At 62.6% G+C, this 13,435-nt stretch carries 13 protein-coding genes and 1 pseudogene; 8 read left to right on the top strand and 6 right to left on the bottom strand.

Annotated features, from left to right (window positions below; genetic code table 11):
- Positions 1-107: 107 nt before the first annotated feature.
- Positions 108-947 (bottom strand): MurR/RpiR family transcriptional regulator HpxU, encoded by an 840-nt coding sequence (gene hpxU, locus AC3WOK_RS01450; RefSeq protein ID WP_059311094.1) that lies wholly within the window; start codon positions 945-947, stop codon positions 108-110.
- A gap of 143 nt (positions 948-1,090) precedes the next feature.
- Between hpxU and hpxW the strand changes: the two genes are divergently transcribed.
- The 4 genes from hpxW to hpxZ are packed head-to-tail and all read left to right on the top strand — an operon-like array spanning position 1,091 to position 4,650.
- Positions 1,091-2,674, top strand: coding sequence for an oxamate amidohydrolase (gene hpxW / locus AC3WOK_RS01445; protein ID WP_492353809.1), 1,584 nt, complete (start codon positions 1,091-1,093; stop codon positions 2,672-2,674).
- A gap of 10 nt (positions 2,675-2,684) precedes the next feature.
- Positions 2,685-2,873, top strand: coding sequence for an oxalurate catabolism protein HpxX (gene hpxX, locus AC3WOK_RS01440; RefSeq protein ID WP_063955738.1), 189 nt, complete (start codon positions 2,685-2,687; stop codon positions 2,871-2,873).
- Positions 2,870-4,267 carry an AtzE family amidohydrolase gene (locus tag AC3WOK_RS01435; protein WP_492353808.1) on the top strand — a complete coding sequence of 466 codons (1,398 nt, stop codon included), beginning with the start codon at positions 2,870-2,872 and terminating at the stop codon, positions 4,265-4,267. Before hpxX ends, AC3WOK_RS01435 begins: the two co-directional genes overlap by 4 nt.
- Entirely contained in the window at positions 4,264-4,650 is a 387-nt protein-coding gene (gene hpxZ, locus AC3WOK_RS01430; RefSeq protein ID WP_063143946.1) for an oxalurate catabolism protein HpxZ, read from the top strand. The genes AC3WOK_RS01435 and hpxZ overlap by 4 nt, the downstream gene beginning before the upstream one ends.
- A 69-nt stretch (positions 4,651-4,719) precedes the next feature.
- On the opposite strand, the gene puuE is transcribed toward hpxZ, so the two are convergent.
- From puuE to AC3WOK_RS01415, 3 genes and pseudogenes are all read right to left on the bottom strand, one after another.
- Complete coding sequence (gene puuE / locus AC3WOK_RS01425) at positions 4,720-5,619, bottom strand: allantoinase PuuE (protein WP_492354224.1); 900 nt, start codon at positions 5,617-5,619, stop codon at positions 4,720-4,722.
- Positions 5,537-6,407: pseudogene (gene hpxA / locus AC3WOK_RS01420) on the bottom strand (allantoin racemase). The gene puuE and the pseudogene hpxA overlap by 83 nt, the downstream one beginning before the upstream one ends.
- Complete coding sequence (locus AC3WOK_RS01415; RefSeq protein ID WP_010429412.1) at positions 6,407-7,123, bottom strand: GntR family transcriptional regulator; 717 nt, start codon at positions 7,121-7,123, stop codon at positions 6,407-6,409. Before AC3WOK_RS01415 ends, hpxA begins: the two are co-directional and overlap by 1 nt.
- Positions 7,124-7,267: 144 nt before the next feature.
- On the opposite strand from AC3WOK_RS01415, the gene AC3WOK_RS01410 reads away from it, so the two are divergent.
- Together AC3WOK_RS01410 and guaD are read left to right on the top strand one after the other, a co-directional pair.
- The gene (locus tag AC3WOK_RS01410; RefSeq protein WP_059311101.1) at positions 7,268-8,764 is read left to right on the top strand and encodes an NCS1 family nucleobase:cation symporter-1; all 1,497 of its coding nucleotides are present in this window, start codon (positions 7,268-7,270) and stop codon (positions 8,762-8,764) included.
- 102 nt (positions 8,765-8,866) lie between these two features.
- A complete protein-coding gene (guaD, locus tag AC3WOK_RS01405; RefSeq protein WP_492354223.1) occupies positions 8,867-10,183 on the top strand; it encodes a guanine deaminase in 1,317 nt (438 codons plus the stop codon).
- On the opposite strand, the gene uraH is transcribed toward guaD, so the two are convergent.
- Both uraH and uraD read right to left on the bottom strand, forming a co-directional pair.
- Positions 10,163-10,486: a hydroxyisourate hydrolase gene (gene uraH, locus AC3WOK_RS01400; RefSeq protein WP_447855378.1), complete on the bottom strand. Its 324-nt coding sequence runs from the start codon at positions 10,484-10,486 to the stop codon at positions 10,163-10,165. The genes guaD and uraH overlap by 21 nt on opposite strands.
- Entirely contained in the window at positions 10,483-10,983 is a 501-nt protein-coding gene (uraD, locus tag AC3WOK_RS01395) for a 2-oxo-4-hydroxy-4-carboxy-5-ureidoimidazoline decarboxylase (RefSeq protein ID WP_492353807.1), read from the bottom strand. Before uraD ends, uraH begins: the two co-directional genes overlap by 4 nt.
- A gap of 240 nt (positions 10,984-11,223) precedes the next feature.
- On the opposite strand from uraD, the gene hpxO reads away from it, so the two are divergent.
- Positions 11,224-12,378: an FAD-dependent urate hydroxylase HpxO gene (gene hpxO, locus AC3WOK_RS01390; RefSeq protein ID WP_492353806.1), complete on the top strand. Its 1,155-nt coding sequence runs from the start codon at positions 11,224-11,226 to the stop codon at positions 12,376-12,378.
- Between the two features lie 13 nt (positions 12,379-12,391).
- Entirely contained in the window at positions 12,392-13,426 is a 1,035-nt protein-coding gene (hpxD, locus tag AC3WOK_RS01385; protein ID WP_492353805.1) for a molybdenum cofactor-independent xanthine hydroxylase subunit HpxD, read from the top strand.
- Positions 13,427-13,435: the final 9 nt, after the last annotated feature.

The raw sequence follows: 13,435 nt of genomic DNA, 5'->3' as shown, positions 1-13,435 counted from the left end.
GAATTTTCTCTTAAAGCCTGATAAAACGCAGACGGGGCGAAAATGCTCTCCATTTTCGCCCCGTCCATCTGCACCATTTTAATGCAAAGCACCAGTCTGATGCCCCATTATCGCTGTTCGAGTTCGTCCAGCTGCTGGTAGAGGGAGGCAATGTCGTGAATGCGCGGACGGCCTTTATCGAGGATCTCATGCAGAAAAGCGTTCGCCAGCAGGTTGATCAGGCTGTTGACCGATGAATAGCTGTCATAGGCCGAGACGCTGTCCAGCGGCGCGCAGAGCTGCCAGCTCGCCAGCGGGAACAGGCTGTGGGCCTGCGGCTCGCACATCAGCAGCACCGGAATGCCGCTGCTCTGAAGCTGCTGCATCAGCGGGCGGATAATGCGCGGGCGGCGGCGAAAGGCCATCATGACCACCAGATCGTCCGGCGTTAAATCCACCAGCTCCTCGCTTAGGCTCTGCCCCGGCTGCGGCAGCACCAGCACCTGACCGCGCGCCTGCAGCAGCTGCTGGCGCAGGTGCAGCGCCGCCGGATAGGCGTTACGCATACCGATAATGACGATGCGCCGCGCCTTCACCATGCAGGCCATGGCGTCGGCAAACTGCTGCGCGTCGAGGGCATTGACCCACTGGGTCAGGTTCGCCATCTCCTGCTTATAGTGGCGCGCCAGCAGCGTATTACCCTGCACCGCATCGCGGTTATCGGTGAGCGGCATCCCGCTCTGGCGCAGGGTGCGCAGCTCGTCGCGCATGTCCTTATATTTCTCATAGCCCAGCCGCTTAAACAGACGGCTGACCGTCGCTTTTGATACTCCGCTCAGCTGCGCCAGTTCGGCGCTGTTGTAGCTAATCAGGTCGTCAAAATGATCGAAAATAAAATCCGCTACCCGCTGCTCCTGCGGCGACAGCGACGGATATTGTGCCTTCAGACGTTCATCCAACTGTTCCATAGCGCCTCTGTAACTTTTGTTTCATCACATTGTACCTTTTATGGTACGTATTCATTATGCATGCCAGTTTACTGAAACTTTTCTTTCAGAACTGGAACAGCTTTTGCAGCGCCTTGTGACCTTCAGGGTTATGAGGACTCTCTATGCACAGTAATGTCTCCACACGCGGGATGGCCGTTGCGCCCCATCATCTTGCCAGCCAGAGCGCGCTGGCGGTGCTGCGCGAAGGCGGCAGCGCCATTGAAGCAATGGTCGCGGCTGCGGCTACCATCGCCGTGGTTTATCCGCACATGAACGGCCTCGGCGGGGACGGCTTCTGGCTTATCGTTCCCCCGCAGAGCGACCCGATCGCCATTGACGCCAGCGGCGCGGCCGGCTCTCTGGCAACCCTTGCCGCCTACGATGATGTGGCGCAAATCCCCCATCGTGGCCCCCGCGCGGCGCTGACCGTCGCCGGAACGGTGAGCGGCTGGGACGAGGCGCTTAAGGTCTCGCGCGAGATGACCGGCAAGGCGTTGCCGCTGGCCCGCCTGCTGGCCGACGCCATTGACTATGCGCAAAACGGCACGCCGGTCACGCCGTCGCAGGCCCATGCCACGGCGAGCAAATTCGACGAGCTGAAAGATATCCCCGGTTTTGCGGAAACCTGGCTGGTGAACGGTAAGCCGCCAGAGGTCGGCAGCCGCTTTTATCAGCCGGCCATGGCGTCTACCCTTAAACGCCTGGCGGAAGACGGTCTGGATAGCTTCTATCGCGGCCCGCTGGCTGACGTGCTTGCACACGGTATGGAGACGCTTGGTCTGCCCGTGACGCGGGATGATTTACGCGCCCACGTCGCCCGGCGCACCGCGCCGCTGAAGCTGCAGCACCAGAAGGGGGAGATCTTTAACCACGCCCCGCCGACGCAGGGGCTGGTTTCGCTGGCGATACTCGGCATCACCGATCGTCTGAACATGGCGGAGGCCGACGATGCCGACACCATTCACCGCATCGTTGAAGCCACCAAGCTGGCCTTTAGCCTGCGCGATGCCCACATCGCCGACCCGCGCGAGCTGAAAACCGATGTTCAGAAACTGCTGGACCCCGCCGCTCTGCAGGCGCTTGCCAACAGGGTTGACGATAGCCGCGCCGCGCCGTGGGGCACCGGAAAAGGCCCCGGCGATACGGTGTGGATGGGGGTGATGGATAACAGCGGGCTCGCCGTGTCGTTTATCCAAAGTATCTATCACGAGTTCGGCAGCGGCGTGGTGCTGCCCGACACCGGCATCGTCTGGCAGAACCGGGGCGCGTCCTTCAGCCTCGATCCCAATCATCTTTTAGCCCTCGCGCCGGGCAAACAACCTTTCCACACCCTGAACCCGGCGGCGGCGCGCCTTAAGGACGGGCGCGTGATGGTCTACGGCTCAATGGGTGGCGACGGGCAACCGCAGACCCAGGCCGCGCTCTTTACCCGCTTCGCGATCCAGGGCGTGCCCCTGCAGGAGAGCATCTCCCGCCCGCGCTGGCTGCTGGGACGCACCTGGGGGCAAACCTCGGACACGTTAAAGCTTGAAGGACGCTTCACCGCTGAGACGGTCGCCGAGCTTCGGGCGCGGGGGCATGAGGTGGAGCGCTTCCCGGACTTTAGCGAAGCCATGGGCCATGCGGGGGCGATTGTTCGCCACCCCAACGGGCTGTTCGAAGGGGCATTTGACCCGCGCAGCAACGGCGCGTCCGCCGGATTCTGAGGAGAAAACAATGACGACACCACAACCCGACTGGCAGGCCTATCTGACGCAGATGGAGTCCGTGCTCGGCGTGGCGCTGGACGATATCCGCCGCGCCGAGCTGCAGCTGCAGTTCAGCCGCATTGCCACGCTGGCCGCTCCGCTGATGGCCCTGCCGCTCGACGACCGCCTGGAGATTGCAGGAGTATATAAAGCATGAGGCTACACGAGATGAGTATCGGCGACATTCAGCAGGCGCTCAGCGCAGGCGAGCTGAGCGCCTGCGACATCGCCCGCCAGACGCTGGAGGCGATTGCGCGCGTTAACCCGCAGATCGGCGCCTGGACCGCGGTGACGGAAGAGCGCATGCTCGCCGAGGCCGGAAACATCGATACCCTGCGGCGCGAGAAGCGCCCCCTCCCGCCGCTGGCGGGCGTGCCCTACGCGGTGAAGAATCTGTTCGACGTTGCCGGGCATACCACCCTCGCCGGGGCTGAGCTGTTCAGCCAGCGCCCTGCCGCAGCCGCTGACAGCTTCGCGGTGCGCCAGCTGCGCAGCGCGGGCGGGCTGCTGACCGGCATGGTGAACATGGACGCCTACGCCTACGGCTTTACCACTGAAAATAGCCACTACGGCACGACGCGTAACCCGCACGACCTCGCGCGCATTGCGGGCGGCTCGTCCGGCGGTTCGGCCGCCGCCGTGGCCGCCGGGCTGGTGCACTTTTCGCTCGGGACCGACACCAACGGCTCGATTCGCGTTCCGGCGTCCCTGTGCGGCATCTATGGCCTGAAGCCCACCTTTGGCCGCCTGTCGCGATCCGGCAGCCATCCGTTTGTCGCGAGTCTGGATCACATCGGCCCCTTCGCCCGCCGGGTGTGCGATCTGGCGTCCGTGTACGACGCGCTGCAGGGGCGTGACGGCAGCGACGGTTTTCAGGTTGACCATCCGCGCGAGCTGACGCGCCCCCTGCTCGACCGCGGCCTGGAGGGCCTGCGCTGCGCGGTACTGGGCGGTTATTTCACCACCTGGTGCAACAGTGATGCGCGCGACGCCGTGGCGCGGGTGGCGAAGGCGCTCGACGTGCAGGATGAGCTGCAGTTTCCGGACGCCGAGCTGGCGCGCGCCGCGGCGTTTATCATCAGCGCCTCCGAAGGGGGAAACCAGTACCTGCCCGCGCTTCGCCGCGAGCCCGAGCGTTTTGAGCCGCACTCCCGGGAAAGGCTGCTGGCAGGCGCAATGATCCCCTCCGCCTGGTACATTCAGGCCCAGCGGTTTCGCGCGCACGCCCGGCAGGCGTTTAAAACCTTATTCGCCAAGGCCGACGTGCTGATCGCCCCGGCAACCCCGCGCAGCGCCACGCTGGCGGGCGAGCAAACCATGGACATTAACGGCCAGCCGCTCCCCATCCGCGCCAGCATGGGCATGCTGACCCAGCCGATTTCGTTTTTAGGTTTGCCCGTGACCACCGTTCCGCTGCGCACCGCGCAGGGAATGCCAATTGGCCTGCAGCTGATTGCCGCGCCGTTTAACGAACAGGCCTGCCTGCGCGTCGCGCGCGCGCTGGAGGAGAGTGGAATCACCGATGCCCGCCCGGCGGAGGTTGCCGCATGATGAATCACGATGACATTAACCTCCCGTGGGTGGTTGCAGAGGTGACGGCCGCGTTTTACCGCTATGAGGACGCGCTGGTGAGCAACAACGTTGCGGTGCTGGACGAGCTGTTCTGGCACGACAAAAACACGGTGCGTCTGGGGGCGGGTGAAAACCTGTACGGGATTGATGAAATCCGCGCCTTTCGCGCGGCGCGCCCATCCGCCGGGCTGCAGCGGACGCTGCGCCACACCGTCATCACCACCTTCGGTGAGGATTATGCCGTGTGCAGCACCGAGTTTACCCGCGAGGGCACGGAACGCATTGGCCGCCAGCAGCAGACGTGGGTGCGGTTTGCCTACGGCTGGCGGATAGTGGCGGCGCAGGTGAGTTTGATGGTGTAACGCCAACGGGCATGCGACGTCCTGTAGGCCGGGTAAGGCGCAGCCGCCACCCGGCAAAACACGGCACAATTATTTCTGAAACGGATGCACCTCCCGCCAGTGGTCAGCAATCTTCTGGCGGGTACAGACCCACACCCGCTCATGCTGCTGCACATAATCCAGGAACCGCTGCAGCGCGCGAAAACGCCCCGGCCGCCCCAGCAGGCGGCAGTGCATGCCGATGGACATCATCTTCGGCGCGCTTTCCCCCTCTTCGTACAGCACGTCAAAACTGTCCTTCAGATACGTATAAAACTGCTCGGCGGTGTTAAACCCCTGCGCGGTGGCGAAGCGCATGTCGTTTGCATCCAGCGTGTAGGGCACAATCAGGTGCGGTTTGCGGGTGCCGTCGCTGCAGGCCACTTCCGTCCAGAAGGGCAGGTCGTCGCCGTAGTAGTCGCTGTCGTAGTCGAAGCCGCCGTGCTCCACCACCAGCTGGCGGGTGTTGGGGCTGTCGCGCCCGGTGTACCAGCCGGTTGGCGGTTTGCCGAACAGGTCGCTCAGAACGTGCACCGCTTTATGCAGGTGTTCGCGCTCCTGTTGGATATCCATGTGCTGATAGTGGATCCAGCGCCAGCCGTGGCTGACCACGTCGTAATCCGCCGCTTTGATCGCCTCGACGATCTCCGGGTGACGCGCCAGCGCCATCGCCACGCCAAAGACCGTCAGCGGCAGGCCGCGCTTTTGAAATTCATTGTGGATCCGCCAGAATCCGGCGCGGCTGCCGTATTCGTAGAGGGAGTCCATCGACATGTGTCTGTCCGGGTAGCTGGCCGCGCCGATGATGTCCGACAGGAACTGCTCGGAACCGGCATCGCCGTGCAGAACGTGGTTTTCCGCCCCCTCCTCATAATTGAGCACAAACTGCACCGCGATGCGCGCCTGATTCGGCCACCGCGCGTGCGGCGGGTTGCCCGTGTAACCGCGCAGATCCCGCGGGTAATCCTGTTCAAAAAGCCCCATGCCACCCCCAAAATTTAAAATGGATTCAATGCCTGAAATTGTCCGCTTAACGCTTTTTTCTCCGGGAAGGCCAGGTCCCCGTGCTTGCTGGTCGACAGCCCCAGCGCCACCAGCGATTCCACCATTTTTACCGCCGCGCTGACGCCGTCGATCACCGGCACGCGCAGCTCGCGCGTTAGCTCCTGCGCCAGCGTCGCCATACCGCCGCAGCCCAGCACAATGGCACCGCAGCCGTCCTCTTTCAGCGCCTGTATACAACGCGCGCGCACTTTCTCCTGCGCCAGACCGGAGCCGTCCTCCAGCGCCAGCACCGGGAGATCGATAGCGTGCAGCGCCGCGCAGCGATCGTGAAAGCCATACTGGTGCAGCAGATGACGGGCAATGATCAGCGTGCGCGGCAGCGTGGTGACTACCGAGAAGCGCGTCGCCACCAGCGCCGCCATATGCATGGCGGCTTCGGCGATGCCGACCACCGGCCCCTGCGCCAGCTCGCGCGCCGCCAGCAGGCCCGGATCGCCAAAGCAGGCGATGACGTGACCGTCCACGCCCTGCTCTCTGCCAAGTTTGACCTGTTCAAGAACCCCCACGGCGGCGATGGCCTCGTCAAAGTGGCCCTCTATAGACGGCACGCCCGCGCTCGGGCAGACCGCGAGAATTTCCGTGCCCGGTGCCGCCACCGCGCGGGCCGCCGCGCCGATGGTCTCCGTCATCGCGAGGCTGGTATTGGGGTTGATCACTTGTATACAGACAGACATTACGACTCCTTGTGGCCGGCAAACAGCCGGGCAAAATCAGGCAGGCACTCGCCCGCCCGCTCGAAGCAGAGGCTGGCGACGATATGTTCAAAATGGTGCATGAGGGCATCGCTGAGCGGCTGGAGCGCCTTCTGGCGCAGCAGATCCACCAGCTGTTCGTGATCGTTGCAGCGACAGCCCTGACGCCACGGCGCGCCCCAGGTGGCAATCACCAGCGAGGAGCGCTGGCTCAGGCCGGTCACCATCTCCGTCAGCACCTGGTTGCCGGAGATCGCCTGCAGCTGAATGTGGAAATTGGCGGAGTGGCGAATCGCCGCCGGGCCGTCGTACGCCTCGTGCGCCTGCTGCTCCTGGCGAATAATGGCCTCCAGCGCGGCAAGGTGCGGCGGCTGACAGCGGGCCAGCACGTCCGGCAGGTTGGCCACCTCCAGCAGGGCGCGGGTGCGGAAGATATGCTGCGCCTCTTCGACCGTCGGGCTGGCCACGTGTGCACCACGCTTGGGCGTTAGGGTGACCATTTGCACAGCGGCGAGTCGTTGCAGCACCTTGCGGATGCCCGTGCGGCTCACGCCAAAGACCTCGGCCAGCGCCTCTTCCGGCAATTTACTTCCCGGCAGCAGCTGATGTTCGACTATCGCGGTCATCAGCGCCTGGAAGATGGATTCGTCTTTGTCATGCAGGTCTGGCGCGGTCTGCAGGGCATTTATGTTGTTCATTAACCACTCCGTCTTTTACTTTTCGTTATCGAATCGTATACATAAAAATAAAATATTGCATACAAGATTTATTATTTTGGCCTGGATCCTGCAACACCGTTTGTACTCCCACTCAACGGGTTTTCATTCACAGGAGCAGGTTTCATGCCAAACAGTCAAAACGCGCAGCAGGGTACGGCCGCTGATTCCGGTGCGGTTTACAGCCCACGTCTTTGCAATGAGGATCTGGCACCGACGCGTGACCAGAACTGGAGCTGGTACAACATCTTTTCGTTCTGGATGTCGGACGTCCACAGCATGGGGGGTTACGTTGTCGCCGCGAGCTTCTTTACGCTAGGGCTGGCAAGCTGGCAGGTGCTGCTTTGCCTGCTGGTGGGGATTTGCATCGTGCAGCTGTGCGCCAACCTGGTGGCCAAACCGAGCCAGATGGCGGGCGTGCCCTATGCGGTGATCAGCCGTCAGGCCTTTGGCGTCTTCGGGGCCAATATTCCGGCGGTGATCCGCGGCCTTATCGCCTTTGCGTGGTACGGCATCCAGACCTATCTGGCCGCCAACGCACTGATGCTGGTGGCGCTGAAGTTCTGGCCGTCGCTCTCTTCGCTCACCACCGGCGCGTTCCTCGGCCTGTCGCACCTGGGCTGGATCTGCTTTGCCATTATGTGGGTCCTGCAGGCGATGGTCTTCTGGCACGGCATGAGCGCCATCAAGCGCTTTATTGATATCGCCGGTCCGGCGGTCTACGTGGTGATGCTGGCTCTTGCAGGCTGGATTGTATACAAGACCGGTTTTGACGGCATTTCCTTCACCCTCGCCAGCAAATCCCTGAGCGCGGGCGAGCAGACCTGGCAGATGATCACCGCGACCGCGCTGGTGGTTTCTTACTTCTCCGGCCCGCTGCTCAACTTTGGCGACTTCTCCCGCTACGGCAAAAGCATGGGCGAGATCCGCCGCGGCAACCGCTGGGGCCTGCCGTTTAACTTCCTGCTGTTCTCCATCGTCACCGTGGTGATTGTCTCCGGCACCCAGTCGCTGTTTGGCCGCATGATCACCGACCCGATCGAGACCGTCAGCCGCGTGGGCAACGATCTTGCCGTGGCGATTGGCCTGCTGACGATGATCACTGCCACCATCGGGATCAACATCGTCGCGAACTTCGTCTCCCCGGCGTTTGATTTCTCTAACTGCTCGCCGCAGAAGATCAGCTTCCGCACCGGGGGGATGATTGCCGCCGTCGGCTCGATCCTGCTCACCCCGTGGAACCTGTTCAACTCGCCGGAGCTTATCCACTACACCCTGGACGTGCTCGGGGCGTTTATCGGCCCGCTGTTCGGCATTCTGATTGCCGACTTCTACCTGATTAAACGCGGCAAGGTATCGGTCGACGATCTGTTCGACGACACGCCAAAGGGCAAATACTGGTACCGCAACGGCTTTAACCCGAAAGCCATTGGCGCGCTGATCCCATCCGTTGCCGTCGGTCTTGTGATTAGCTTTATCCCGGCCCTGCATGAGGTGGCGAACTTCAGCTGGTTCATCGGCGTCTTCCTCGGCGGCGTCACCTACCGCTGGCTGGCGCGGGAAGATCGCGAGACGGCAGGCGCGACGTCGTTCAGCACCCGCGTGGCGACGCAAAAAGAGTAACCCCTCTCTTCGGGCCGCAGCTTATCTGCGGCCCGTTCATTCTGGCACCGTTCTTGCTGAGCCTTATCACCCCGTGATGTACACAATAAGGCAGGAACCATGATGGATTACCAGACAGCGATCCGCGGCGCATTTTTTGATATAGCCCAGGTCAGCGACAGCGCAGACGAGATTGCCCAACACGCGCGCTATCTTGAGGACGGGGTGCTGTTTATACAGAACGGAAAAATTCTGGCGCACATGGCGTGGCAGGAGGGCGAGCAGTATCTTGACCCTCACAAAGGCTATACCGACCTGCGCGGCAAGCTGCTGCTGCCCGGTTTTGTCGACACTCACGTCCATTACCCGCAAACGGAGATGATCGGCGCCTTTGGCGAGCAGCTGCTGGAGTGGCTGACCACCTACACCTTTCCGGTGGAGAGCCAGTTTGCCGATGAAGCCTACGCGAAAGAGATCGCCGAATTTTTCATTCAGCAACTGGTGAGCAACGGCACCACCACCGCGCTGGTGTTTTGCACGCTGCATCCGGAATCGGTCGAGGCGCTGTTTACCGAAGCCCTGCGCCTGAACATGCGTCTTATCGCCGGCAAGGTGATGATGGACAGACACGCGCCGGACTACCTGAGCGAAGACGCGAAGCAGAGCTACCGGCAGACGCGGGCGCTGATCCAGCGCTGGCACCACCGGGGGCGGCTGGGCTATGCCATTACGCCGCGCTTTGCCCCGACGTCATCCCCCGAGCTACTCGCCGCGGTCAGCCTGCTCAGAGAGGAGTTCCCGGATACCTGGCTGCAGACCCATCTAAGCGAAAACCCTAACGAAGTGGCCTGGGTGAGCGATCTCTGGCCGGAGCACGAGCGCTATCTGGACGTGTATCACCACTACGGCCTGACCGGCGAGCGCAGCGTGTTTGCCCACGCGATTCATCTTCACCACAGCGAGTGGCAGTGCCTGCATGACACCGGTTCGGCGGTGGCGTTTTGCCCCACCTCTAACCTGTTTCTCGGCAGCGGGCTGTTTCGCCTACCCGCCTGCTGGCAGCACCGGGTGCGGATGGGCATCGGCACCGACGTCGGTGCGGGCACCACCTTCAGCATGCTGCGCACCCTGGGGGAAGCCTACAAGGTGGGGCAGCTCCATAGCTACCGCCTGCGCGCCAGCGAGGCGTTTTACCACGCCACGCTGGGCGGCGCGCACGCCCTCAGGCTCGACGATAGGATTGGCAACTTCGCGCCCGGCAAAGAGGCGGATTTCGTGGTGATCGACCCCGACGTGACGCCGCTGCAGCGCCTGCGCAACCGCCGCTGCAAGGATATTTACGAGCAGCTTTTTGTGCTGATGACCCTGGGCGACGAGCGCAACATCAGCGAGACCTGGGTCAACGGCGAGCGGGTATGGTCAACTGCCCCGGTAGGTTGACCACCCGCCGGGCGCAATCACAAACGGCAGATGGAAGTGCTCGTCTGCCGTTTCTCCCGTCACAAAATCAATTTGCGCGCAGGGGTAGAGCGTGTCGCGACCGGTGTCGCGAAACCACGCGCCGATCTCCGCCACCAGCCGGTAACGGCCTGCGGGCAGAGAGGGAACGAATACGGGGATACGCCCCTGCGCGTTGGTCACGCCCGTGGCGAGCGTCTTCCCCTCCTGCTGGAGATAAACCGTTACGCCCTGCGCCGGTTTGCCCGTCGAGATATCCAGAATATGCGTGCTTAACGTACTCATTCGCTAATGACTCCTTCCAGCCGTAGCAGCGTTATTTCCCGCAGCTGTTCCAGCGCGGCACGGACTTCCTGCGCATCGCTGTTCTCCAGCCGCGCGTGCAATGCCCGTAAAATGTCTTCACCGCTGCGGCCCTTCGCGCGGATCAGAAAGACCCGTCCAAAGCGGGCTTCATAGCGGGCATTGCCCTCGCGCAGCGCCTGGGCAAGGGCGGCATCCCGGTCATTCACCGCGCCCTGTTCCTCACGCGACAGCGCCGCCTCCGCCTGTGAGCCCGCGGGCTTTTCCCCGATGCGCGGATGCGCGCTCAGGGCTTGCGCGAGCGCCGCGTCGTCCCAGGCTTGCGTCAGCGATTTCGCCGTACTGAACAATTCGTCCCGGTTGGCGTAGGGCCGCCCCAGAGCCAGCGCGTCGGCCCAGCCGGGGAGCGCCACGCAAGGGTGAATCAGCGATAACGCCTTTTCGTGGGGAAGATGATTGAACTCGTGCAGTGCGATCATAGCGTCTCCTTTATTGTCATCCTCCAGGCTCTTGCACAAACCACGCCATTCTAAGCGCAGGTGTGAAACAGTCGATTCCGTATAACTCAACAGGAAATTTTTGATTCATAAAAAGGCACGCTCACCGCGTTTGCGCACCTTAGCAGTGCAAATGCCCCTCCCACAACGCCGTTTTCCCCGCTCTGCAGCCTGGTACGCAAATTGCTGAATGTTTTTTACACCCTGCAAAAGGAGAGAAGCATGAGAGCAATCGTCATTGGCGCGGGTATTGGCGGCCTGAGCGCCGCCGTCGCGCTGAAGAAAGCGGGCATCGACTGTACCGTATTTGAAGCCGTAAAAGAGATCAGGCCCGTCGGGGCGGCCATCTCCATCTGGCCTAACGGCGTGAAATGCATGCAGCACCTCGGCATGGGCGACATTATCGAGACCTACGGCGGGCCGATGCGCTTTATGGCCTACAAGGATTACCGGCGCGGCGAGACACTGACCCGCTTTAGCCTTGCGCCGCTGGTTGAGCGTACCGGCGGGCGACCCTGCCCCGTTTCGCGCGCTGAACTCCAGCGCGAAATGCTGGACTTCTGGGGGCGCGACAGGGTGCAGTTCGGCAAGCGCGTGGAGCGCGTCAGCGAAGACGACGCGGGCGTGAGCGTGACCTTCACCGACGGCACCACGGCAACCGGTGATTTTCTGATTGCCGCCGACGGCAGCCACTCGGCGGTTCGCCCTTACGTGCTGGGCTACGCTCCGGAGCGCCGCTACGCCGGGTACGTGAACTGGAACGGGCTGGTGAAGATTGACGAAGAGATCGCCCCGGCGCACCAGTGGACCACCTTCGTTGGCGAAGGCAAACGCGTGTCGCTGATGCCCGTCTCCGGCGGTCGTTTCTACTTCTTTTTTGACGTGCCGCTGCCCGCGGGCCTGGAAGAGGATCGCACCACCCTGCGCGCCGACCTCACGGGCTACTTCCGCGGGTGGGCGCCGCCGGTGCAAAAGCTTATCGCGGCGCTCGACCCCGAGACTACCAACCGCATTGAAATCCACGACATTGAGCCGTTCGACAGCCTGGTGCGCGGCAACGTCGCGCTGCTCGGCGACGCCGCGCACAGCACCACGCCGGATATCGGCCAGGGCGGCTGTGCCGCCATGGAGGATGCCGTGGTGCTGGGGGAATGCCTGCGTGAAAACCACAGCATTACGCTGGCGCTGCGGCAGTACGAAGCGCTGCGCTGCGACCGGGTGCGCGACCTGGTGCTAAAGGCGCGTAAGCGCTGCGACGTCACCCACGGCAAAGACATGGCGCTGACGGAAGCCTGGTATCAGGAACTCAAAGAGGAGACCGGCGAGCGCATCATCAACGGTCTGTGCGACACCATTCAGGGCGGCCCGCTAGGCTGAACGAGGGATAACGATGAAAAGAGAACCGACTCCACCCGCCCACTGCACGTTTGAGCCAGAGGACTGGCTGCGCCTGGCGAAATGCTGGCATCCGGTCGCGCGCGCCAGCGACATCGGCCCGGCACCGGTCAAGGCGACCCTGCTGGACGAACAGCTGGTGATTTACCGGATCCACGACCAGGTCGTGGTCGCCCGGGACGTCTGCCCGCACCGCGGCGTGCCGCTGACGCTCGGCTTTCACGACGAGCACGGGATTATCTGCCCCTATCATGGCTTACGCTTCGGGGAGGACGGGCGCTGCAACCGCATTCCGTCCAGCCCCGACCAGCCCGTTCCGGCGAAGCTGAACCTGATTAACTATGCCGTGGAAGAGCGCTTCGGCCTGATCTGGACCTGCCTGGCCTTTGACCCGGACAATCCTGCGCCACTTCCCACCATGCCGCACTGGGATGACGACGGATTTCAGCAGATCAACTGCCCGGCGTTTGAGGTGAATGGCTTTGCCGGGCGTCAGGTGGAAGGGTTTCTCGACGTGGCGCACTTCGCCTGGATCCACACCGATACCTTTGCAGATCCGGATAACTCGATCGTGCCGACCTACCAGCCGCAGGAGACGCCGTTCGGCTTCGTGGCGGATTACTGGAGCTCGGTGAGCAACTACCCCGCCAGCTCGGACGTGCAGGCGCCAGAAGGGTTTCAGTGGTTACGCCACTTTGAAATGCACCTGCCGTTTACCGCCACCCTGACGATTCATTTTCCAGGTGAATCCCGGCTGGCAATCATGAACGCCGCGTCGCCCGTTTCATCACGCGTGACCCGCATGTTTGCCCCTATCGCCCGCAATTTTGACCTGCATATTCCGGTGGAGGATGTACATGCCTTTAACCTGCGCATCTTTGAAGAGGACCGCCTGATGGTCGAAACCCAGCGCCCGGAAAACCTGCCGTTGGATCTCACCCTGGAAGCCCATATCCCGGCGGATAAAAGCTCGATTGCCTACCGCCGGGGGCTGAAGAAGATGGGCTTTGGCGAGTTTTTCCTGGTATGACGGAGGCCG

It is taken from the genome of Enterobacter sp. FW301-JW81 (genome assembly GCF_058788735.1).
This window is presented reverse-complemented; position numbering and strand designations above follow the sequence as displayed.